Consider the following 21,538-nt stretch of genomic DNA (forward strand, 5'->3'; position numbering starts at 1 on the left):
CCACTCACGCTAGCACCGGGGATGTGATGCCGATGGGAACGGGCCGCGGTTCAGCCTGCCCGCCGCATGCAGCGCTGCCAGCGCTCGTCGACGCGTTTCGCGAACCACGCGGTGGTCAGCTTGCGGGTGATCTTCGGGCTCTCCAGCGTGATGCCGGGCAGCACCGCACGCGGCAGCGGCCTGCCCTCGCTGCGTTCGGCCAGCGCGAATACCCGGGCGTAGAGCTGGCTGTCGGCGAAATCCTGGCGCGTGCCCTGCTCCAGCGCACGGTGGATCGCCGGGTCGCCCATGTCCAGCCGTGCGGCCAGCGAACGCACGGCCAGCTCGGTCGCACCGGGCGGATCGCCGAAGCCGGCATCCGGCGGCAGCAGGTCGCCGTCCAGCGCCAGCGGGATGCCCGAGGCGATGCTGACCGCCCGCTGGAACGCGGCATTGCGGCTGGCATACCAGCCGGCGTTGAAATCGGCGTAGCGGTAGATCGGTTGCGCATAGTCCACCGGGTAACCGAGCAGGTGCGCGATGCCGAAGTACATGCCGCCGCGCCGGCTGAACACCTCGTCGCGGATCGAACCCTGCACCGGATACGGGTAGTCCCGGGCATGCGCCTCGGCGAACGCGATGCTGACCTGCATCGGCCCGCCGGTATGCACCGGGTTGAAGTTGCCGAACAAGCGCCGGCCCAGCGGCACCATGCCGATGAAGTCCTGGAACATCCGGCTCAGGTCCCTCTCGGTGCGCGCGGCCGTCAGTCGTTCGCTGTAGCGCCTGCCGTCCGGCGACTTCAGCCACAGCGCCGCATCCACCACGAATCCCGGCACGTGTTTCGCCGCGGCGCGACGGTCGATCTCCCGCCGGGCGATCTGCGCCAGCCCCGGCACCACCGGATCGACCTGGAAGCCCGACTCCTGTTGCGCCACCGCCAGTACCGCGCACAGGTTCGAGCCGGTCGGCGCGATGCCCTGTGCCGCGAACGCGACCTGGATGTCGGTGGCCCAGCCTTCGCGATCGCCCGCGTCGGCCGGCATCAGCCGCACGATCTGCGCGCGCACCTGCGCCGGACTGCGCGGCGCTTGCGTGTGCTGGGCAGCGCAGCCGGCCAGCAGCGCCACGGCCAGCCATGCAGTCCATGCCGCCAGGCGACGACTCACGCCGGCGCCCGCTGCAGCGACCAGAAGCCGATGTCGCGCCGGTGGACATAACCCATCTGCTCATACAGCGATTTCGCGCGCCGGTTCTGGTGGCTCACGTGCAGGAACGGCAGGCGGCCGCGCTCGAGGTTGTCGTTCGACAGCAGCGCCAGCAGGCGGCGCGCGTAGCCGCGGCCGTTGAAGTCGGGGTGCGTGCAGACCGCGCTGATTTCCTGCTGTGCGTCCATGCCCAGCCGCTCGCCGATCATCGCCGCCAGCCGACCGTCCTGGTAGATGCCGAAATAGCGGCCCAGCTCCATCGTGCGCGGGCGGAAATAGTGCGGATACACCAGCGCGGTCAGCGCCAGCACGTCGGCGCGATGCACCTCGGTCAGCTCGATCACCGGCGGCCCGTCGATCACCGCGGTCGGCGTCGGGCAGATCATCTGCGCCAGCGGCGCGAATGCATCGAGCGCCCAGCCGTGCGGCAGAGTGGGTGCCACGCCAAGCAGGTAGACGGATTCGCCCGCGCCGACCAGCGACGCGATCGCCGCGGCCACGTCGGCCTGCGCACTCGCCACGCCCAGGAACGGAGCGAACTCCGCCGGGTAACGCGCCGCCTCGCCGCGGCGCAGCGCGATGGCCTGGTGCCGGCTGCGCAAGGCGAACCAGAACGGGTTGTCGAGTTCCGCAGCGATCATGTTCATGCCATGGCTGGTCTGCCGCACAGCTTGCCACGTGGACCGGCCGATGGCGGTGCCCGCGATCAGATGATCGGGAAGATCCAATGCAGGGTCACATACACCAGGATTTCCGCCGTGACGAACACGGCGAAGCCGAGGCAGAATTTCCCCACCGGCTTTTCATGCCAGAGCTTGTAGGTATCTTCGAGCGCTGTCCCCGCTGCAACATGCCCGTTTGCGTCGGTGCCTGCAGCCTTGCCTGTGCCCATGTGCATGTCCTTCTACTGGAAGTCCGAGCAAGCGTGGAAGATGTCTGTCGACGCTCATCATCCGCCACCCGGGGAAAGTGGGGCAAGCCCCCGCTCCATCGCCTGCGCCGGCCCTGTTTTTCCAGCGGTCCCATACCCATATTCCGCGCATGACCCCGTTGCAGCAATTCATCGAAGCCCATCCGCGCCTGTTCGTGCTCACCGGCGCAGGCTGCAGCACCGACTCGGGCATTCCCGACTATCGCGACCGCGACGGCCAGTGGAAGCGCCCGCCGCCGGTGAATTACGCCGCCTTCATGCACGAGCCGGCCACGCGCCAGCGCTACTGGGCGCGCAGCATGGTCGGCTGGCGGCGCTTCGGCAACGCCTTGCCGAACATCGCGCATCACGCGCTGGTCGCACTGGAACGGCATGGCCGGATCGAACTGCTGGTGACGCAGAACGTGGACCGCCTGCACCAGCGCGCCGGCAGCGAGCGCGTGCTCGACCTGCACGGCCGCCTCGACGAGGTGCGCTGCATGAACTGCGACTGGCGGCTGGCCCGCCACGCGTTCCAGCGGCTGCTGGTCGAGCGCAACCCTGCCTGGGCGCAACTCGATGCCGCCGATGCGCCGGACGGCGACGCCGACCTGGAAGGCCACGACTTCGCCTCGTTCGGCGTGCCGCCCTGCCCGCACTGCGGCGGCATCGTGAAACCCGACGTGGTGTTCTTCGGCGAGACGGTGCCGCGCGAGCGCGTGGAAGCCGCCACGCGCGCCTGGCAGGACGCCGATGCGGTGCTGGTGGTTGGCTCCTCGCTGATGGTTTATTCCGGCTACCGCTTCGTTGACGCCGCGGCGCGTGCAGGCAAGCCGGTCGCCGCGGTGACGCTGGGCCGTACCCGTGCCGACGCGCTGCTCACGCTGAAGGTCGACGCGCCCTGCCACGAGGCGCTGGCGTTCCTGCAGACGGACAAGCGGCCGGAAACCGCGCTGCGCGAGTAGCGCAACACTTCAGCCGGGGCCGCAAGCCGCGGATACCATGCGGCCTCGCCGGAATTCACCCGGCATCGAAACCACTCTCCAAAGCAACCAGAAAGTTGCATTTCCCATGCTGCCGGCACAGGCTCCCCCGCAACCGGGAGGTGGCATATGAACGACCGCATCGAGAAACGCATCGAGCTGAAGGCACCGGTATCGCGCGTGTGGCGTGCGCTGACCGACCACCACGAATTCGGCGCATGGTTCCGCGTTGCCCTGTCCGGGCCGTTCGAGCCCGGCCGGGAATCCGTCGGCCACATCACCTGGCCCGGTTACGAGCACATCGTCTGGCACGCCGTGGTACAGGCGATGGAACCGGAGCGGCTGTTCAGCTTCACCTGGCATCCCTACGCCATCGAGCCGGGCGTGGACTACTCCGCCGAGCCGCCGACCCTGGTCGAGTTCCGCCTCGAACCACACGGCGACAGCACCTTGCTGACCCTGGTCGAGTCGGGTTTCGCCGGCATCCCGGCCGGTCGCCGCGCCGAGGCGTTCCGCATGAACGACGACGGCTGGGGCATCCAGATGGAGAACATCCGCCAGCATCTCGAAGGCACCGCCGCCGCAGTCGGCCATGGCGGCTAGCGCACAGGCACGCCTGGCGCGGCGGTCGCCGCGGGCTGCCACCGTGTTCGCCGCGCTCGGCGACTGCACGCGGCTGGCGCTGGTGGTCCGGCTGTGCGACGGCTCGCGCCAGTCGATCACCCAGCTCTGCGACGGCCAATCGCTGACCCGGCAGGCGATCAGCAAGCACCTGCGCGTACTCGAGGATGCCCGCCTCGTGCGCAGCGAGCGCGCAGGCCGCGAAAGCCTGTACGCGCTCAACCCGCAACCGATCGGGGAGCTGCGCGACTACATCGACCTCGTGTCAAGCCCGTGGGACAACGCGTTGGCGCGGCTGAAGGCGTTCGTGGAGGAATGAGCCGGCGGCTCAGCTGGTGTGGTCCAGGATGATCTTCCAGCCGTCGGCGGTCTTCTCCCACAGCAGCGAGAACACGCCATCGTCCTGGGCCACCTCGCCGTGCGCCGCGCGATCGAGGTGGAAGCGGCCGGTCACCGCGGCGTAGCGCACCTCGCCGTCGGTGCCAGGCAGCAGCCGCACGTCCAGTTCGGAGAACGTGAGCCGGCCCATCTGCTGCGCCGTGGCGTAATGCTTGCGATAGCCGTCGAGAATGGTGCGATAGCCCTTGCGCACCTTGCTGCCGACGAAGGTGGTGTCAGGCGCGTCCTTGTAGCCGCGCATGTAGTTCGCCACATCGCCGCGGTTCCACGCCGCCGCCTGCTGCGCCATCACCTGGCGGATCGCGGCGGCCTCTTCGCCGCCCGCCCGGGCCGGAACGGCAACCGCCCAACCAGCCATCACCACGAGCAACCCGCACAGGAGGAAAAATCTTTGCCCGTTCATCGCGTACTCCGTTGCGTGTCATGGCCGGATGGCATTCCGGAGCAAGGTTGCCTTGATCCGCAAGGGCCGACAAGAGCGAGTCGCCTCCTTCACGCGGAAATGCAATCGCGTCCGGTTCCATGTCGATCCGGTCCACGCCCGTTCGTCGCAACCATGAAGGCGACCGTTGCGGCCGCCATGCTCCCAGGGAGACAGCCATGTCCTACATCGACGGTTTCGTGATCGCCGTACCCCACGCCAACCGCAACAAGTTCATCGAGCACGCCAGGACCTTCGACCCCATTTTCCTGGAGTACGGCGCCACCCGGGTGCTGGAGTGCTGGAGTGCTGGGGCGACGACGTGCCCGAGGGCAAGCTCACCGACTTCCACCGCGCCGTGCAGGCGCAGCCGGATGAATCGGTGGTGTTCTCCTGGATCGAGTGGCCGGACAAGGCCACCCGCGACGCCGGCATGGAGAAAATCATGCATGACCCGCGCATGCCCGCGGCCAGCGACATGCCGTTCGACGGCAAGCGCATGATCTTCGGCGGCTTCATGCCGGTCGTGAACCTGCCGGCGTAGCCACATCGACCGCTTTCATCCCGCCCGTCCGGCGGGCGGAGCGCGAACCCCTCACTCTTGCCACGGGAATCACCATGACCACCCACACCGTCCGCCTGCACCGCGTGCTGCGCGCACCGCCGGAACGTGTCTACCGTGCCTTCCTCGACGCCGACGCCAAGGCCAAGTGGCTGCCGCCGAACGGCTTCACCGGCAAGGTGCACCATCTCGACGCCAGGGTCGGCGGCAGCTACGCGATGTCCTTCACCAACTTCGCCACCGGCCAGAGCCACCGCTTCGGCGGCACCTACGTCGAACTGGTGCCGCACCAGCGCATCCGCTACACCGACCGTTTCGACGACCCCGACCTGCCGGGCGAGATGAGCGTCACCGTCACCCTCAAGGCCGTCTCCTGTGGCACCGAGCTGCACATCGTGCAGGAAGGCCTGCCCGCGGTCATACCACTCGAACCGTGCTACCTGGGCTGGCAGGAATCGCTGGTGCTGCTGGGCAAACTGGTGGAAGCGGACATCCCGGACTGACCGGCGCGTCAGCAGCCATCTGCCGGCGTGGCCGCGTACGCTGGAGATGTCGGGGCTGCTGTGGCTAGATGGGCCGTGCGGAAAACCGGGGATGCTCCGCCGGGCATTGCCCACGACACCTTTCCACGCGAGGAACCCGTCCATGATCTATCCACGACAACTCCCCGCCACCGGCAGCTGCCGCTGTGGCCGCGTGCGTCTGCGCGTCAGCAAGCCGGCCATGCTTACCATGGCGTGCCACTGCCACGGCTGCCAGAAGATGACCGGCAGTGCGTTTTCGCTATCGCTGGCGATGCCCGCCGACGGCGTGGAGGTGATCGAAGGCGAACTGGTCTGCGGCGGCCTGCAGGGGGAACACAGCCACCTGTACTGCGCGTTCTGCAAGTCGTGGGTGATGACCCGCCCGGCAGGGCTCGACTGGCTGCTCAACCTGCGCCCCTCGGTGCTCGACCCGCACGAAGACTTCGTGCCGTTCATCGAAACCTGCACCGACGCCCGGCTCGCCTGGGCGTCGACCCCGGCGAAACACAGCTATGCCGGCTTCCCGCCGATGGAGGCCTACCAGCCGCTGGTCGAGGCCTTCGCCGCCGAAACCGCGGATGCCTGACTGGCGCGCCCGAAAAGCCGGGCCAGCCCGGTTTCGTGCCCATCGCCATCGCCGCTGACGGAGCATCGCATGCGCCTGCACATCCTGTCAGACCTGCACCTGGGCGTGCACGGCATGCCACCACCCGAAGTGGTGGCGGACGTGACGATCCTTGCCGGCGACATCCGGCGCCCGGCATCCGACGCGATGCAGTGGGCGGCCGGCCTGGGGCGCCCGGTGCTGTACGTCCCCGGCAATCACGAGTTCTACGGCGGCTCGATCCCGGAGGTGCGCCAGGCACTGGCCCGCAGCGCCCGCGAACACGGCGTCCGGCTGCTGGACCAGGTCGTGCAGGTGATCGATGGCGTGCGCTTCGTGGGCGCGACGTTGTGGACGGACTTCGCGCTGTTCGGCAACGAAAGCAAGAGCCTCGCAATGACACAATCGGCAAGGTTCATGCGTGACTTCACCGTCATCCGCAACGCCGACGGCAGCGTGTTCACCCCGGCCGACGCCTGCGCGCTGTTCGCCGAACAATACGCATGGCTTGCCACCGCGCTGGATGAACCCTTCGCCGGGCCGACCGTGGTCGTCACCCACCACGCACCGACCCCACGCAGCGTGCATCCACGCTTTGCCGATACGCCAGTCAGCGCCGCCTTCGTGTCCGACTGCAGCGCACTGATGGGCCGCGCCGCACTGTGGGTCCACGGCCACACCCACGACAGCTTCGACTACACCGTGAACGGCACCCGCGTGGTGTGCAATCCGCGCGGCTACGGCTCCGACGGGGTGAACGAAAATCCGCATTTCGACCCGTGCCTGTGCATCGAGGTGGCAGCAGGCCGCCAATGGGCGTAATGCGGCGGCATCATGTCGATCCGCACACCCGCCGTTCGTCGGTAGCAGGAAGAGCCGCTTCCCCGACCGATCCAGGAGCACCGGCATGATGAGCAAGAACACGATCTGTCTCTGGTACGACGGCGCCGCGCTGGAGGCGGCGACGTTCTACGCCACGACGTTCCCGGACAGCCGCGTGGGCGCCACTCATCGTGCGCCGGGCGATTATCCGGCGGGCAGGCAGGGCGACGTGCTGATGGTCGAATTCACGGTCATGGGCATCCCGTGCCTGGGCATGAATGGCGGCCCCGGCATGCCGCACAACGAGTCGTTCTCGTTTCAGGTGGCCACCGACGACCAGGCCGAAACCGACCGCCTGTGGAACGCGATCATCGATCACGGCGGCCAGGCCAGCGCCTGCGGCTGGTGCAAGGACCAGTGGGGTCTGTCGTGGCAGATCACCCCACGTGCGCTGATGGCCGCGGTCGCCGACCCCGACCCGGCCGTGGCAAAGCGCGCGTTCGAGGCGATGATGACGATGACGAAGATCGACATCGCCGCGATCGAGGCTGCCCGGCGCGGCTGACACACCCCGATCATTCGCGCCGGGCGCCGCCCGCGCAACGATGACGCCATGCTATCACCCGGAGTTTTCCGATGCCCCCCATCATCACGGCTTTTGAAAGTTCACCCGATCGCGGCCAGGGCCTCGCGCGCGACATGCGCGTGCGCTGGGCGCTCGAGGAAGTGGGCCAGCCTTACAACGTTCGTCTTGTTTCGTTCAAGGCGATGAAGGAACCGGCGCATCGCGCGCTGCACCCGTTCGGGCAGATCCCTACCTACGAGGAAGACGGGCTCGCCCTGTTCGAGTCCGGCGCCATCGTGCTGCACATCGCGCAGCAGCACGCGGGCCTGCTGCCGGACGAGGCGAACGCCCAGGCGCGCGCCGTGATGTGGATGTTCGCCGCGATCAACACGGTGGAACCGCCGATCCTCGAACTGCAGACCGCCAAATTCGCCGAGGGCGACAAACCCTGGACCGCCGAACGCCTGCCGCTCATCAAGCAGCGCATCCGTCACCGGCTGGACGAGCTTGCGGTTCGCCTCGGCGACGCCGACTGGCTCGACGGCGCGTTCAGCGCAGGCGACCTGATGATGATGCACACCCTCCAGCGGTTGAAGCCCTCAGGCCTGCTTGGCGACTACTCGAATCTCGCCGCCTACGTCGCCCGTGGCGAAGCAAGACCCGCATACAAACGTGCCTTCGCCGCTCAACTGGCGGTGTTCACCGGCAAACCGCCGACCGGCTGACAGGGTGCGCCACGGGGCCGTGGATGCGACGGGTCCGCGACACCGGGACTCCGTCCCTTTGGCCCAGACGGCAGACCCTAGCGCGCGCGGCAATGGCGATCGATGTACTCGGCCTGGGTCGGCATCGTCGCCGCGACCTGCTCCATCATCTGCCGCAGCTCGGCCAGCCGGCTCGGTGCGTCGATGGTGGTGCGCAGGTCCACCAGCGGGTCGTAGCGTGCGGGCCAGACTTCCTGGCCGATCATCACCGCCAGCCAGTTCGGGTTCTGGAACAGCTCCAGCGGCTCGGCCACGGTGCGGCCGCAACTGCGGAACTGGTCGAGCTTGTATTGCAGCGTGTCGGGAATCGCCATCGCGCGGCAGTCGCGCCACAGCGGGGCGTCGTCGCGCGTCGTGGCGTGGTAGTGCAGGATCAGGAAGTCGCGGATGCGCTCGTGCTCGGCATGCGTGATGCGGTTGAATTCACGCGCGGCCAGCGGATCGAAGTCGCGGTCGGGGAACAAGGCCAGCAGGCGCGACAGCGACGACTGCACCAGGTGGATGCTGGTCGACTCCAGCGGCTCCATGAAGCCGACCGCCAGGCCCAGCGCCACGCAGTTGCGGTTCCAGGCAAGCCGCCGCCGCCCGGTGACAAAGCGCAGCAGGCGCGGTTCCGCCAGCGCCTCGCCTTCGAGCCTGGACAGCAGCAGCGCCGTCGCCTCGTCGTCGCCGATGTAGCGGCTGCCGTAGACCATGCCGTTGCCCATGCGATGCTGCAGCGGAATGCGCCACTGCCAGCCCGCCGCATGCGCCGTGGCGCGGGTGTACGGCACCGGCGCCTCGCCGTGCGCACTCGGCACGGCCACCGCGCGGTCGCACGGCAGCCACTGCTCCCAGCTCTCGTAGCCGGTCTTCAGAGCGCCCTCGATCAGCAGGCCGCGGAAACCGGAGCAGTCGATGAACAGGTCGGCCTCCAGCACCGCGCCACCGGCGAGCGTCACCGATTCGATGAAGCCGTCGTCACCGCGCAGCGTGACGTCCACCACCTTGCCTTCCGTGCGCACCACACCGCGTTGCTCGGCGTAGCCGCGCAGGAAGCGCGCGTACAAGGTGGCGTCGAAGTGGTAGGCGTAGTCGAACGTGGCCTGCACGTGCTGGCGCCCGCCCGACGGCCGCTCGAACCGGCCCTTGCGCGCGGCCACCCAGGCAAGGGCGTAATCCTGCAGTGGCGTGGTATCGCCGCGGGCGCGCTCGCGCAGCCAGTACTGGTGCAGCGGCACCGCGTCGAACGACATGCCGATCTGCCCGAAGGGATGGAAATAGCGGTGCCCCAGGCTGCTCCAGTCGACGAACTCGATGCCGAGCTTGAACGTGCCCTGGGTGGCGGCGACGAACGCGTTCTCGTCGATGCCGAGGATCTGGTTGAACAACTTGATCGGCGGCAGCGTCGCCTCGCCGACGCCGATGGTGCCGATCTCGTCGGACTCCACCACGTCGATGCGGCAGTTGCCCTGCAGCCCCCTCGCCAGCGCAGCGGCGGCCATCCAGCCAGCCGTGCCTCCTCCAACGATCACGATGCGGCGGATACGGCGGTCGGTCATGGCGCGAAGGCGGTGGCGGGCAGGAATGCCTCGTGCATCTTTACCGGAAGCGGGGAGGCCCGCAAACCCCGGGAGCCGTCGCGTCTGCCTTGATCCGCCTTCCCGCAGAGAAAAGGGGGACGTACCCGGTCAGGCCGGCCAACCTGGCGTGCCGGCAAGGGTCACCGCCGGGATTCAATTTGCCACGTCCCGTTTAATTGGCAGGAATGGCTGCGGGGTCCATCCAGAACGGCCCCCACACATGCCCATCGGGATCGGTCAGGTCGCGGCCGTACATGAAGCCCAGGTCCTGCACCGGATTGATGTCCGCGGTGCCGCCGTGGGCGGCCGCCGCCGCGTTCATGGCATCGACCGCCGCGCGGCTGTCCAGTGCCAGCGCCAGCGACACCTCGCTCGACGTCGCCGGGCAAACCGGCCGCTCGGTGAACGTGCGCCACTTGCCATGCGTCAGCAGCATCACGTAGATCGCCTCGCTCCACACCATGCAGGTGGCTGTGTCGTCGGTGAACCGCGGATTGTTGGTGAAGCCCAGCGCTTCGTAGAAGGCCATCGAGGCAGCCAGGTCGGCGACCGGCAGGTTGACGAAGATCATGCGGTTCATGGCGGTTCCCTTTCGGTTGAGATGCCCATGCAACGAGCGGCGAGGCTGGAAATCGACAAGTTCCGCAGTCATCCGGAACGGGTTCCGGAGACCTTCCCGCCACTTCCCGACGGGAGGAAGTGAACCGGACACCGTTGCCCTCATCGGGCATGCGTTGCCCTGACCTTGATTAACGTGCCCGAAAAAGCCGGGCCACCTCAACCTGACCCTGTTTTTTGCCCTTGAAAATTGTCCCTGACACCTTTTCCCGCTGACACCTTTTCCCGGACACCTTTTCTCCTGCCTGATCGCTAAGAGCCGGCTCTAATCCGCCACTTCATTCATCGGATCGAGGAGCTCAGGCTGATGCTGGTCAGGGAGGGCACAGGATGACCATGTGACAAGGCAGGCGACCAAGTAGTGTCCAACAGCGCAGCGCGCTCCTTGGGTGTGAGCTGGACGCCGGCAGGGTAGGAAATCGCAGCAGCTTCAGCTTTACCCGTGGCATCCAGCGCCACTACGAAACAGACGAGCGACGTGTGGGTGCGATTGAAGGGCGCTCCGCCATAGAACCGGGGAAGCTGCGAGGTAATGTGGGGCGGCGTGTCCGCCGCACTACCCAGCACGTGGCTTGGCAGTTGCTTCTCGAAGTCGGGCAGCAACGGCGCTTTGTCACAGGAAAGAATCGGCCTGCCACCCGCCTGGACCGACAAGCAGCCCACCAGGCAAAGTGCAGCAACAAGTAACCTCTTCATCTCGCCCCCTGTCACTGAGTGTTCGGAAACGGATAGCTAAGAACCAAAAATTGTCCCTGACACCTTTTCTCGCTCTCGGTTCAGTTATGCAGACAACTAAGTGAACCTGACCCTGTTTTTACCCTTGAAAATTGTCCCTGACACCTTTTCCTGGAAGGGTCCGGGGGTAGAGTCGAATTTCCGTATACGTCGCCCAATTGAAGTGCACTTTGACCGAGTTGCGATCATAAATTGTCCCTGACACCTTTTCCCAAATTGTCCCTGACACCTTTTTCTGTTCTCCGCACGCACCGCGCGCGCCTGCAGACCGATGATGCAAAGCTCATACGGCGGCGTCCCGTGCGCGAGCGAATTCGCGCCGCCGAACACATCCAGCGGGCCGGCAAGATCCAGCGCCTGCATGTCGTCGTAGGCGAGCAGGCCGATGGTCTTGGTGGGGGATGGTGTGCTCATCGAGGGCCCGGGGGTAGAGTCGAATTTCCTTACACGTCGCCCAATTGAAGTGCACTCTGACCCGGTTTTGCGATCAGAGATTGTCCCTGGCACCTTTTCCCGAGTTCTGCGCCGACGTGGCAGCCGGCCGAAAATTGTCCCTGGCACGTTTCCTAGGCGGACATCACCCTAGTCGCGATCACAAACGTAAATTTGCGCATCATCCAGGAGAGTGACCCTCTTAAACCCCCAAGAAATAAATGCCACTTTTAAAACGGTCAGCATCTCAGGAAATATCTCACCCAGATTACGTGGTAGCTCAAGAGCAGTTATTTGGCATTCATCCCTATCAGAAGCGTCCCAGCGTCTCTTGGTGAAGACCTTAATGTACATTTTCTTCCATTTTAGAAGGTATTCATCATCACGCTCCGGCATCATGGAAGAAATACCGGCCAAGAAAATGTCACGATCTCGATCAATGATCCAGTTAAATGGCCGCGTAAGCCCATACCTTCTTAGATGAAGGTAATTTTTTTCTTTATCAGCATTATCTTCATGTACAAATTTCACAGATCATCCTATTTGAATGATAGGAATAAAATGTCTATGCGAAAAAAGTGTTAGGGACAATTCTAGCGACGTGGCAACCGGTAGAAAATTGTCCCTGACACCTTTTCTTCGGTAGAAAATTGTCCCTGACACCTTTTCTCCAATTGAAGTGCACTCTGACCCGAGTTGCGATCAGAAATTGTCCCTGACACCTTTTCCCGGATAAGTGAACTTGACCACGTTTTCGGGTTCAGTTACGCAGACAACTAAGTGAACCTGACCCTGTTTTTGTCGGTCGAAAATTGTCCCTGACACCTTTTCAGAAATCGACAAGTTCCGCAGTCATCCGGAACGGGTTCCGGAGACCTTCCCGCCGCTTCCCGACGGGAGGAAGTGAACCGGGCACCGTTGCCCTCATCGGGCATGCGTTGCCCTGACCTTAATTAACGTGCCCGAAAAAGCCGGGCCACATCACTCTGACCCTGTTTTTTGCCCTTGAAAATTGTCCATGACACCTTTTCTTATCCACTTTATGTTTTTTATTTAATATCTTTCCATTATCCGATTTAACGTCTTTAAAAAAAGCGATGTATCAGCAAAATAATTCGGATAAGCCTTTTTCAGGGCCTTAGCACTTCCAGCGGCAACGAGAACAACATCACCCGAAGAACCTAGCTTTTTTTCGGCTCTTGCGTATTCTGATTGAGCAAGGCTAACCTGGTGCCGGGAAAATCCGCTCACCGTGAGGCGTTGTTCGCTCAAGTCGAGCTCCAATAGATATGATGTAGCATCTTGGCGCTGCCCCACTAGAGTGAGTGCTTGTTGATAGCCGCGAAGTCTGTTAACAACATCGAGTTCATCAGCGCTCTCCCTAACTGCGTCAAATAGATCGTGATTTAAAACAAGTCCCCGAAGTCGAGTGTGTTTTTCCAATATGGCAAACGCCTGACTAGCGCGCAGGAAAAAATCCCGCCAACGCTGATCACCTTCGCCAGACTTTATAGCCTCTCTCCGAAAAAGGCCAACCGTTTCAACGGCTGTGGCCCAAGCATGCTGTATTTGAGTGCGCAGCTGCACTTCAATACGCAATCCGTCGTAAACAGATTTTTCCCCTTTACCGTGATATCTAAATATCAAGTGGATGCTTCGATAACCGTCATCCTTGGGGTTCTCAATGTAATCCTTGGGAGCCTCTTGCTCATGCTCGACATGTGCCTCGTCAAACGCCCTTCTGAGCTTATAGACGGAAGCCAAATCCTTCATCACTGCCCTACAGCCACCTATATCCTGCATCCGATCGAGTTTCATTTTTTCGAATCGCTGCAATTTTGCAATAATCGACGGAGCTCGTTTTAGACGCTGTGCCGTCAACGCTTGCGCATCAATCCGTTGCGCACGTCCTCTTAATGTCACCTGGAATGTGTTTAATGGATACGCGTGAGCAGCACGCCAATTCTCAAATACGCGAAAAGCACCTTCCGAATGTTCCCAATACTCCGCCCAAGCAGTTGGATCATTGAAATAGCTTTCATCTGGTAAGTAAGGTGTCGCGATAAGATGGCCCGCGCGCCGCACCGCTCCTCGCGAAAACTCCGGCCTAGCCCATACCATGTGCCGCTCCCTTTTCGACTAAAAGAATCGGTCCACCTACCCGAGAGAACGCGAAACGGGGTCAGGTTTACTTATCAAGCCGCCGCCAATACCTTCCGCACCGTCTTCGGCGCCGCCACCGCCACTTTCAACAGCGCCTTTGCCGCACCGCTCGGTTCGCGCCTGCCCTGCTCCCAATCCTGCAACGTGCGTGCGGAGACGCCCAGCATCGCCGCGAAGTCGGCCTGGGACAATCCGAGTTTGAGGCGAGCTTCGGTGGCTTCCGTCACCTGCACGGTAAAGCGCCGCCCGCCGCCCGCCTTGATCTCGCGGACAGCCTGCAAAACTTCCAGACCGATATCGCGCCTGGCATCCCGTTCGAGGATTGCCTTGCTCAGCTTCTTCATGATTTCACCACCTGCTCCTTGAGCAATCGGATGACGTCTGCTGGAAGGTTGGTCTGCCGTGATTTGGCGTAGATCGCCAGCAACCAGATGTGGCCTTGCTCAGTTACGCCGTAGTAGATCACGCGTACGCCGCCACGCTTGCCCTTGTCGCTGGCACCCCAGCGAAGCTTGCGGCAGCCACCGGAAGCAGGGATGACGTCGCCAGCAGCGGGATAACTAGACAGATACCACTGCAAGGCGGCGTACTCCTCCTCCGTGAGGTAGTCATGCACGTATTTCGCGAACACGGACGATTCGATGAACTCGTACATGGCAGATTCCTTTCCGCACGCTTGAACTATACGGCAGTGCCGTATAGTTCGCAAATAGCCCCAGACAGTTAAATCATCGGCAACTTCAGCCCTTGTTCCTTCGCGCACTCAGCAGCAATCTCATACCCCGCATCCGCATGCCGCATCACCCCAGTGCCCGGATCATTCCACAACACCCGCGCAATCCGCTCATCCGCTTCCTTGGTGCCATCACAGACGATCACCACCCCCGAATGCTGCGAATACCCCATCCCTACCCCCCCGCCATGATGCAGCGATACCCACGTCGCGCCACCGGCCACGTTCAACATCGCATTGAGCAACGGCCAGTCAGACACCGCGTCGCTGCCGTCCTTCATTGCCTCGGTCTCCCGATTCGGTGACGCCACCGAGCCCGAATCCAGATGATCGCGTCCGATCACCACCGGCGCCTTCAGTTCGCCGTTGCGCACCATCTCGTTGAACGCGAGGCCCAGCTTGTCGCGCAGACCCAGGCCGACCCAGCAGATACGCGCCGGCAAACCCTGGAAGCTGATGCGCTCTTTCGCCATGTCGAGCCAGCGGTGCAGGTGCTCGTCGTCGGGGATGAGTTCCTTGACCTTGGCGTCGGTCTTGTAGATGTCTTCCGGATCGCCGGACAGCGCCACCCAACGGAACGGGCCGACGCCGCGGCAGAACAGCGGGCGCACGAAGGCAGGCACGAAGCCAGGGAACGCGAAGGCGTTTTCGCAGCCCACGTCCTTGGCCATCTGGCGGATGTTGTTGCCATAGTCGAAGGTGGGGATGCCTTGCGCGTGGAACGCGAGCATCGCGTCCACGTGGGTTTTCATCGACAGCTTGGCGGCGCGCGCGGTGCCGACCGGATCGGACTTGCGCCGCTCGAACCACTGCTCCACCGTCCAGCCCTGCGGCAGGTAGCCGTTGACCGGGTCGTGCGCGCTGGTCTGGTCGGTGACGGCGTCGGGGCGCACGCCGCGGCGCACGAGTTCCGGCAGCACGTCAGCGGCGTTGCCGAGCAGCGCGATGGATTTCGCTTCGCCGGCGGCGGTGTACTTCGCGATGCGCGCCAGCGCGTCGTCGAGGTCGGTCGCCTGTTCGTCGACGTAGCGGGTCTTCAGGCGGAAGTCGATGCTCTTCTGCTGACATTCGATGTTGAGGCTGCAGGCGCCGGCGAGCGTGGCGGCCAGTGGCTGCGCGCCGCCCATGCCGCCGAGGCCGGCGGTGAGGATCCAGCGTCCCTTGAGCGAGCCGTGGTAGTGCTGGCGGCCCATCTCGACGAACGTCTCGTAGGTGCCCTGCACGATGCCCTGCGAGCCGATGTAGATCCACGAGCCGGCCGTCATCTGGCCGTACATCATCAAGCCCTTCTTATCGAGCTCGTTGAAGTGCTCCCAAGTGGCCCAGTGCGGCACCAGGTTGGAGTTCGCGATCAGCACGCGCGGCGCATCCTTGTGCGTGCGGAACACGCCGACCGGCTTGCCGGACTGCACCAGCAGCGTCTCGTCGTCGTTCAATTCGCGCAGGCTGCGCAAGATCGCATCGAAGCACTCCCAGTTGCGCGCGGCACGACCGATGCCGCCATACACCACCAGCTCCGCCGGGTTCTCCGCCACTTCCGGATCGAGGTTGTTCTGCAGCATGCGGAACGGCGCCTCGCTGAGCCAGCTCTTGCAGGAAAGCTCGCTGCCGCGCGGCGCGCGGATGGTGCGGGTGGTGTCGATGCGGGTGGGTGCGTTCATCACGAAGGGCTCCGGTGAGTCAGACCACCGAGTATAGGTCAGCGGCCGGCGCACCCGAACGATGGCCCCGGGGCTATAAGCAGGCGTCGAGCCAAACCGACAAACCGCATGTAACGAAGTGCCGCCACGGAGCGAAGACCTGACGGCACGGCCAGGAAACCCACCGCCGCGCCTTCCCCGATCACACGAGGCCCCTGCGGCCAGGAGTCGAGCATGCACGATCCCGCCCCACCCGATTCGCCAGCTCGCCGGTTCGGATCATGGACCCTGATCGCCGCGGCCGTCGCGGTCGCCGCCGTCGCGTTCGGCTACGTCGGCGGCTGGCTGGCGCCGCAACGGCTCACGCCGTCAAAGCTGGTGGACCAGTTCCAGCACAACGCCGGCACGTTCGTCGGCTACCGTCGCAACCACGCGAAGGGCGTCTGCGTGACGGGTTATTTCGACAGCAACGGCCAGGCGCAGGCGTACTCCATGGCGCAGGTGTTCGCACCCGGGCGCACGCCGGTGGTCGGCCGCTTCGCGCTCCCCGGCAGCAATCCGTACGCGCCGGACAGCAGCGTGCCGATCCGCAGCATGGCGCTGCGCTTTGCACTCGCGAACGGGCAGCAATGGCGTACCGGTATGAACAGCATGCCGGTATTCCCGGTCGCCACGCCGCAGGCGTTCTTCGCGCAATTGCAGGCGCAGCAGCCTGATCCGGCCACCGGCAAAGCGGACCCGGCGAAGGTGGCCGCGTTCTTCGCCGCGCATCCGGAAACCGCCGCGTTCCGCGCCTGGGCGAAGACGGCGGAACCGTCCGCCAGCTTCGCAACCGAAAGCTACTGGAGCCTCAACGCGTTCGTGTTCGTCGACGCGAACGGCAAGCGCCAGCCGGTGCGCTGGCGCTTGGCGCCGGAAGCAGCCGCTGCCGGCAGCGAGGCGAACAAGGCCGGCAACGCGAACTATCTGGCCACCGACCTGGCCGAACGCCTGGCGCACGGTCCGCTGCGCTGGCAGTTGCAGGTCACGCTTGCGAACCCGGGCGACCCGACGAACGACGCGACGAAGACGTGGCCGGACGACCGCCGCACGATCGACGCCGGCACCCTGGTACTGGAACGCACCGAGCCGCAGGACAGCGGCCCCTGCCGCGACATCAACTACGACCCGCTGGTGCTGCCGGCCGGCATCACCGCGTCCGACGACCCGCTGTTGCCCGCGCGCTCGGCCGCGTATGCGGACTCGTACCTGCGCCGCACCAGCGAGGAAGCCCACCTGCCCGGCAGCGCCACGCCCCCAGCGGAGACAAAACGATGAAGGCCGCCACGAACACGTTCACGCTCGCCGCGCGCGTGCTGCACTGGCTGATGGCCGCGATGATCCTGGCGATGCTGTTCATCGGCGTCGGCATGGTCGCGTCCGTCTCCGAGCGACACGAATGGCTGCTCGCGATCCACAAGCCGCTCGGCATCGCGATCCTGATCCTGGCCGTGGTGCGGCTGGCGGTGCGTCTGCGCCATCCGCCACCGCCGTTGCCGGCGGACCTGCCCGCGCTGCAGAAACTGGCGGCGCTGGCGTCGCACTGGCTGCTGTATTTCCTGATGCTGGCGATGCCGCTGATCGGCTGGGCGATGCTGTCGGCCGGCGGCTATCCGGTGATGCTCGGCACGTCGCTGCGGCTGCCGCCGATTCTCCCGGCCAACGCGACCGCGTTCGCCGTGCTGCGCCACCTGCATGGCACGTTCGCGCTACTGCTGTTCCTGACGTTCCTGGCGCACATGGCGGCGGCGCTGTATCACGGCCTGATCCGTCGCGACGGCGTGCTGTCGGGCATGCTCGGGCGGCGCTGATCCGGCAGCGGGGGCTGCGTCGTGTTCGCCGGCGACGACGCCGGCGAACCGGTGCACATGCCTGCCGGCAGCCACCGCCCGCCCCGGCCATCGCGCCGATTGACCGCGCCATGACAGCAGCACAGACTGTTCGGCGGGAACCCCGGAGTGACCGTCACAAGTCACCGTGAGGAGGTTGTCATGCGTACTACAGGCTGGAAAAAGCGGAGCTGGAAGAACGGAGCCATCGTCGCCACCGCCTTGTTCGCCGTCGGGGGCGGAGCGCTGGCGGCGGAACACCCCGCACCGAGCGATGCGCAATTGATCGCGAGCGCGATGCACGCGGCGCCGGCACGCGTCGCGAAGGATGCGACGATCGTGGCCATGGGCGCGGATGGCGCGATGCGCACGCTGCGCAAGGGCACGAACGGGTTCACGTGCATGCCGGACAACCCGTCGACGCCGGGGCCGGACCCGATGTGCATGGACCAGAATGCGCTGGAGTGGATCAACGCGTACATGGCGAAGAAAACACCGCCGGCCGGCAAGCTCGGCATGATGTACATGCTGGCCGGCGGCACGGACGCGAGCAACACGGATCCGTATGCGCAGAAGCCGGACAGTGGCAACCACTGGATCAGGACCGGGCCGCACTTCATGATCGTCGGCGCGGACCCGGCGTTCTACGCGAACTATCCGAAAAGCGCGGACCCGGAAACGGCGGCACCGTACGTGATGTGGGGTGGCACGCCGTACGAGCACCTGATGGCGCCGATCAAGTGAAGCGCCAAAGCAAGGCACGCGCGATGACTGCGTGGATCGATCACGCGAACTGATGTCCTGGACCGGTTGAACGTACCGCCCCGACCGGCCCGTTTGCATGCAGCATGGATGTCCGAAAACGGCGAGTCAGCCTGCGCAGGTGGTGCTAGCCTGCCGCCATGAACGTACCACCCACCCTGCCCGCCCCGCATGTCTGCGAACAGGCCCGACTCAGCCGCGACGCGCGCTTCGACGGGTTGTTCTTCACCGCCGTGCGCAGCACCGGCATCTATTGCCGGCCGGTGTGCCCGGCGCCGGCGCCGAAGCGCGAGAACGTGCATTACTACGCGAACGCGGCTGCCGCGGCAGCGGCCGGCTTCCGGCCGTGTCTGCGTTGCCGGCCGGAGCTGGCACCGGGCAACGAGCAGTGGCAGCGCGGCGATCATGTGGTGGCGCGCGCATTGAAGCTGATCGAGGCCGGCGCGCTGGCGGAGCAATCACTGGACGAACTGGCGCTGCGTGTCGGCGTCGGTGCGCGGCAACTGCGCCGGCTGTTCGTCGAGCGCATCGGCGCGCCGCCGGTCAGCGTGCACACGACGCGCCGGCTGCTGTTCGCGAAACAGCTGCTGACGGAGACGGCGCTGCCAGTGACGGAGGTCGCGCTCGCTTCCGGCTTCCGCAGCCTGCGCCGGTTCAACGCGGCGTTTGCGCAGGCGAACCGAATTGCGCCGCGCGAGCTGCGCCGGCACCCGCGCGCGGCGGCCGATGCGCCGCTGTTGCTGCGGCTCGGCTACCGGCCGCCGTACGATTTTCCGGGGCTGCTCGCGTTCCTGCGCACGCGCGCGTTGCCGGGCGTGGAACTCGTCGACGAAGGCAGCTACGCGCGCGTGTTCGGTCCGGCGGATGCTCCCGGCTGGCTGCGGCTCAGTGCGTGGCCGGGCGGCGAGCATGCGTTGCAGCTGCAATTGCATTGCCCGCAGCCGACGCGGCTGCTCGGCGTGGTGACGACGCTGCGGCGCATGTTCGATCTGGACGCGAACCCGCAGGCGATCGCGGACACGTTCCGCCACGACGCCGTGCTCGGCCCGCGGCTCGCGCGCCACCCCGGCCTGCGCCTGCCCGGCGGCTGGGACGGTTTCGAGATCGCGGTACGCGCGGTGCTCGGCCAGCAGATCAGCGTGGCGGCGGCGCGCACGCTGGCGACGCGCATCGTGCAACGCTGGGGCGAGCCGTTGCCGGCGGCGCCGCTGCCGGGACTGCAGCGGCTGTTTCCGACGCCGGCCGCGCTGGCGCAGGCGGACCTGCGCGAGGTCGGCCTGACCACGACGCGCGCCGCCACGATCAGCGGCATGGCGCAGGCGCTGCTGGACGGCCGTGTGGACTTCAGCGCAGGGCAAGCGCTGGAGGCGTTCGTGGCGCGCTGGGTCGCACTGCCCGGCATCGGCGAATGGACGGCGCACTACATCGCGATGCGCGCGTTGAGCGCACCGGATGCGTTCCCGGCGGCCGACCTGATCCTGCGCCGCGAAACGGCAGCGGATGCCACACCACTCAGCACGAAAGCGCTGACCGCACGCGCGGACGCGTGGCGCCCGTGGCGCGCGTACGCCGTCATCCATCTGTGGCGCGGCGCAGTGCAAGCGCCGTCGCTGGCACGCCGGAAAAAAACCGAGGCGATTGCATGACGAACCTGCCTGACACCATTTACTACGACGAGATAGAGAGCCCGGTCGGCACGCTGCGCCTGGTCGCGGACGGCCACGGCCTGCGCCAGATCTGGTTCGAGCGCGAACGCCATCCGAAGCAGGCGCACCCGGGCTGGATCCGCGCAGCCGCACCGTTGAAGTTCGCGCGCGTGCAGCTGGAGCAATACTTCGCCGGCGAACGCCAGCACTTCGAACTGCCGCTGCATCCCGTCGGCACGCCGTTCCAGCTGGAGGTGTGGCACGAGCTGGGGCGGATTCCGTACGGCGTCACGATCAGCTACGGCGAACTGGCCCGGCGCATCGACAAGCCGCTGGCGGTGCGCGCGGTCGGCGCCGCGAACGGACGCAACCCGCTGCCGATCGTGCTGCCGTGCCACCGCGTGATCGGCGCGAACGGCAGCCTCACCGGCTTCGGTGGCGGCCTGCCGACGAAGCGCTACCTGCTGGACATGGAAGGTCGCATCGCGCACGGCGATCTGTTCGGCTGACGCGCGACTCTTGCCGCTTCCCGTACGGCGGGCAGTGCCCGCCTGCGACCGCCCGTTTGAACGTCAGCTGCCGCTGCGCGACGCCGCCGGCAACGCCTGCGGCACCACCCGCGGCAGATCGGGCGTGTCGCGCTCGCGGTCGAGCAGATCCTGCTGCCGGACCCGATCGCGCTCGCGTTGTGCCTGGTCGGCCTGGTCGAGCTGGCGCTGGGCGCGGGCATCATTCGCCGCCGGACGTTTCGCGTTGTCCGACACACCCTGATGCAACTGCTGCTGCAGCTGGCTCTTTTGCAGTTCGTCGCGCACCTGCTGCTGTTGCGCATCCTGCTGGAAGCGCGCGCTCGGCGACACCGGCCGGGTCGCCGGCTGCGTGCCAGACTGTTGCCAGGCACAGACGGCGCCCAGCGGGACAAGCGCCAGCACACCCGTCAACAGCGTGCGCAGCAACGGGGAATGCCAGGCGTGGCGTGTAATGGTCATCATGGTGCGCGATCATGCAGGAATGGTT

Annotated in this window: 27 protein-coding genes and 1 pseudogene; 14 read left to right on the forward strand and 14 right to left on the reverse strand. The window is 65.5% G+C overall.

Translation table 11 applies throughout. From position 1 onward, the window contains the following. Positions 1 to 50 precede the first annotated feature (50 nt). Genes IMW82_RS04420 through IMW82_RS04430 form a run of 3 tightly spaced genes read right to left on the reverse strand, consistent with a single transcriptional unit; the run spans position 51 to position 2,079 of the window. Entirely contained in the window at positions 51 to 1,148 is a 1,098-nt protein-coding gene (locus IMW82_RS04420; RefSeq protein ID WP_199909883.1) for a DUF1615 domain-containing protein, read from the reverse strand. Then, entirely contained in the window at positions 1,145 to 1,834 is a 690-nt protein-coding gene (locus IMW82_RS04425) for a GNAT family N-acetyltransferase (protein ID WP_234411392.1), read from the reverse strand. The genes IMW82_RS04420 and IMW82_RS04425 overlap by 4 nt, the downstream gene beginning before the upstream one ends. A 59-nt stretch (positions 1,835 to 1,893) precedes the next feature. Continuing rightward, on the reverse strand, positions 1,894 to 2,079 hold the full coding sequence (locus IMW82_RS04430; RefSeq protein WP_159082230.1) for a hypothetical protein: 186 nt from the start codon (positions 2,077 to 2,079) through the stop codon (positions 1,894 to 1,896). A 149-nt stretch (positions 2,080 to 2,228) separates the two neighbouring features. On the opposite strand from IMW82_RS04430, the gene IMW82_RS04435 reads away from it, so the two are divergent. The 3 genes from IMW82_RS04435 (at position 2,229) to IMW82_RS04445 (ending at position 4,020) form a co-directional block, all read left to right on the forward strand. Next, the gene (locus IMW82_RS04435; RefSeq protein WP_211003960.1) at positions 2,229 to 3,062 is read left to right on the forward strand and encodes an NAD-dependent protein deacetylase; all 834 of its coding nucleotides are present in this window, start codon (positions 2,229 to 2,231) and stop codon (positions 3,060 to 3,062) included. A gap of 147 nt (positions 3,063 to 3,209) precedes the next feature. Continuing rightward, complete coding sequence (locus IMW82_RS04440; RefSeq protein ID WP_211003961.1) at positions 3,210 to 3,683, forward strand: SRPBCC family protein; 474 nt, start codon at positions 3,210 to 3,212, stop codon at positions 3,681 to 3,683. Next, positions 3,673 to 4,020 carry a metalloregulator ArsR/SmtB family transcription factor gene (locus IMW82_RS04445; protein WP_211003962.1) on the forward strand — a complete coding sequence of 116 codons (348 nt, stop codon included), beginning with the start codon at positions 3,673 to 3,675 and terminating at the stop codon, positions 4,018 to 4,020. The genes IMW82_RS04440 and IMW82_RS04445 overlap by 11 nt, the downstream gene beginning before the upstream one ends. 9 nt (positions 4,021 to 4,029) lie before the next feature. On the opposite strand, the gene IMW82_RS04450 is transcribed toward IMW82_RS04445, so the two are convergent. Then, positions 4,030 to 4,503 carry a nuclear transport factor 2 family protein gene (locus IMW82_RS04450; protein WP_211003963.1) on the reverse strand — a complete coding sequence of 158 codons (474 nt, stop codon included), beginning with the start codon at positions 4,501 to 4,503 and terminating at the stop codon, positions 4,030 to 4,032. 197 nt (positions 4,504 to 4,700) lie between these two features. Between IMW82_RS04450 and IMW82_RS04455 the strand changes: the two are divergent. The 6 genes and pseudogenes from IMW82_RS04455 to IMW82_RS04480 all read left to right on the forward strand — a co-directional run bounded on the left by IMW82_RS04455 (position 4,701) and on the right by IMW82_RS04480 (position 8,323). Continuing rightward, positions 4,701 to 5,065 (forward strand): annotated as a pseudogene (locus tag IMW82_RS04455) (DUF1428 domain-containing protein). Positions 5,066 to 5,139: 74 nt separating this feature from the next. Beyond that, complete coding sequence (locus IMW82_RS04460; RefSeq protein WP_108473046.1) at positions 5,140 to 5,586, forward strand: SRPBCC family protein; 447 nt, start codon at positions 5,140 to 5,142, stop codon at positions 5,584 to 5,586. A 142-nt stretch (positions 5,587 to 5,728) separates the two neighbouring features. Then, positions 5,729 to 6,193, forward strand: coding sequence for a GFA family protein (locus tag IMW82_RS04465; protein WP_108473047.1), 465 nt, complete (start codon positions 5,729 to 5,731; stop codon positions 6,191 to 6,193). Between the two features lie 69 nt (positions 6,194 to 6,262). After that, entirely contained in the window at positions 6,263 to 7,033 is a 771-nt protein-coding gene (locus tag IMW82_RS04470; RefSeq protein ID WP_211003964.1) for a metallophosphoesterase, read from the forward strand. A gap of 85 nt (positions 7,034 to 7,118) precedes the next feature. Next, positions 7,119 to 7,598, forward strand: coding sequence for a VOC family protein (locus tag IMW82_RS04475; protein ID WP_211003965.1), 480 nt, complete (start codon positions 7,119 to 7,121; stop codon positions 7,596 to 7,598). Between the two features lie 71 nt (positions 7,599 to 7,669). Further along, positions 7,670 to 8,323, forward strand: a complete 654-nt coding sequence (locus tag IMW82_RS04480; RefSeq protein ID WP_211003966.1) for a glutathione S-transferase family protein — start codon at positions 7,670 to 7,672, stop codon at positions 8,321 to 8,323. A gap of 77 nt (positions 8,324 to 8,400) precedes the next feature. Here the strand turns inward: IMW82_RS04480 and IMW82_RS04485 are convergent, their stop codons facing one another. From IMW82_RS04485 to hutU, 9 genes are all read right to left on the reverse strand, one after another. After that, a complete protein-coding gene (locus tag IMW82_RS04485; RefSeq protein ID WP_211003967.1) occupies positions 8,401 to 9,903 on the reverse strand; it encodes a tryptophan halogenase family protein in 1,503 nt (500 codons plus the stop codon). Positions 9,904 to 10,096: 193 nt separating this feature from the next. Then, positions 10,097 to 10,504, reverse strand: coding sequence for a VOC family protein (locus IMW82_RS04490; protein ID WP_211003968.1), 408 nt, complete (start codon positions 10,502 to 10,504; stop codon positions 10,097 to 10,099). Positions 10,505 to 10,824: 320 nt separating this feature from the next. After that, positions 10,825 to 11,238: a hypothetical protein gene (locus tag IMW82_RS04495; protein WP_211003969.1), complete on the reverse strand. Its 414-nt coding sequence runs from the start codon at positions 11,236 to 11,238 to the stop codon at positions 10,825 to 10,827. A gap of 96 nt (positions 11,239 to 11,334) precedes the next feature. Continuing rightward, the gene (locus IMW82_RS04500; protein WP_211003970.1) at positions 11,335 to 11,691 is read right to left on the reverse strand and encodes a hypothetical protein; all 357 of its coding nucleotides are present in this window, start codon (positions 11,689 to 11,691) and stop codon (positions 11,335 to 11,337) included. A 168-nt stretch (positions 11,692 to 11,859) separates the two neighbouring features. After that, positions 11,860 to 12,240: a hypothetical protein gene (locus IMW82_RS04505; RefSeq protein ID WP_211003971.1), complete on the reverse strand. Its 381-nt coding sequence runs from the start codon at positions 12,238 to 12,240 to the stop codon at positions 11,860 to 11,862. Positions 12,241 to 12,762: 522 nt separating this feature from the next. Further along, positions 12,763 to 13,830: a RelA/SpoT domain-containing protein gene (locus tag IMW82_RS04510; protein WP_211003972.1), complete on the reverse strand. Its 1,068-nt coding sequence runs from the start codon at positions 13,828 to 13,830 to the stop codon at positions 12,763 to 12,765. Between the two features lie 74 nt (positions 13,831 to 13,904). Further along, the gene (locus IMW82_RS04515; protein ID WP_211003973.1) at positions 13,905 to 14,216 is read right to left on the reverse strand and encodes a helix-turn-helix domain-containing protein; all 312 of its coding nucleotides are present in this window, start codon (positions 14,214 to 14,216) and stop codon (positions 13,905 to 13,907) included. Then, positions 14,213 to 14,527, reverse strand: coding sequence for a transcriptional regulator (locus IMW82_RS04520; RefSeq protein WP_244754158.1), 315 nt, complete (start codon positions 14,525 to 14,527; stop codon positions 14,213 to 14,215). Before IMW82_RS04520 ends, IMW82_RS04515 begins: the two co-directional genes overlap by 4 nt. Positions 14,528 to 14,595: 68 nt before the next feature. Next, entirely contained in the window at positions 14,596 to 16,266 is a 1,671-nt protein-coding gene (gene hutU / locus IMW82_RS04525; RefSeq protein ID WP_211003974.1) for a urocanate hydratase, read from the reverse strand. Between the two features lie 213 nt (positions 16,267 to 16,479). Here hutU and IMW82_RS04530 point away from each other — a divergent pair, with 213 nt between their 5' ends. The 5 genes from IMW82_RS04530 (at position 16,480) to IMW82_RS04550 (ending at position 21,030) form a co-directional block, all read left to right on the forward strand. Continuing rightward, on the forward strand, positions 16,480 to 17,562 hold the full coding sequence (locus tag IMW82_RS04530; protein WP_211003975.1) for a catalase family peroxidase: 1,083 nt from the start codon (positions 16,480 to 16,482) through the stop codon (positions 17,560 to 17,562). Continuing rightward, positions 17,559 to 18,095: a cytochrome b/b6 domain-containing protein gene (locus IMW82_RS04535; RefSeq protein ID WP_211003976.1), complete on the forward strand. Its 537-nt coding sequence runs from the start codon at positions 17,559 to 17,561 to the stop codon at positions 18,093 to 18,095. The genes IMW82_RS04530 and IMW82_RS04535 overlap by 4 nt, the downstream gene beginning before the upstream one ends. A 180-nt stretch (positions 18,096 to 18,275) precedes the next feature. Beyond that, positions 18,276 to 18,857 carry a hypothetical protein gene (locus IMW82_RS04540; protein ID WP_211003977.1) on the forward strand — a complete coding sequence of 194 codons (582 nt, stop codon included), beginning with the start codon at positions 18,276 to 18,278 and terminating at the stop codon, positions 18,855 to 18,857. A 158-nt stretch (positions 18,858 to 19,015) separates the two neighbouring features. Next, positions 19,016 to 20,521 carry an AlkA N-terminal domain-containing protein gene (locus IMW82_RS04545; RefSeq protein ID WP_211003978.1) on the forward strand — a complete coding sequence of 502 codons (1,506 nt, stop codon included), beginning with the start codon at positions 19,016 to 19,018 and terminating at the stop codon, positions 20,519 to 20,521. Next, positions 20,518 to 21,030 carry a methylated-DNA--[protein]-cysteine S-methyltransferase gene (locus IMW82_RS04550; RefSeq protein ID WP_211003979.1) on the forward strand — a complete coding sequence of 171 codons (513 nt, stop codon included), beginning with the start codon at positions 20,518 to 20,520 and terminating at the stop codon, positions 21,028 to 21,030. Before IMW82_RS04545 ends, IMW82_RS04550 begins: the two co-directional genes overlap by 4 nt. Positions 21,031 to 21,093: 63 nt before the next feature. Here the strand turns inward: IMW82_RS04550 and IMW82_RS04555 are convergent, their stop codons facing one another. Beyond that, entirely contained in the window at positions 21,094 to 21,513 is a 420-nt protein-coding gene (locus IMW82_RS04555) for a hypothetical protein (protein ID WP_244754159.1), read from the reverse strand. Positions 21,514 to 21,538: the final 25 nt, after the last annotated feature.

It is taken from the genome of Rhodanobacter sp. B2A1Ga4 (assembly GCF_018101315.1).
Classification (GTDB): domain Bacteria; phylum Pseudomonadota; class Gammaproteobacteria; order Xanthomonadales; family Rhodanobacteraceae; genus Rhodanobacter; species Rhodanobacter thiooxydans_A.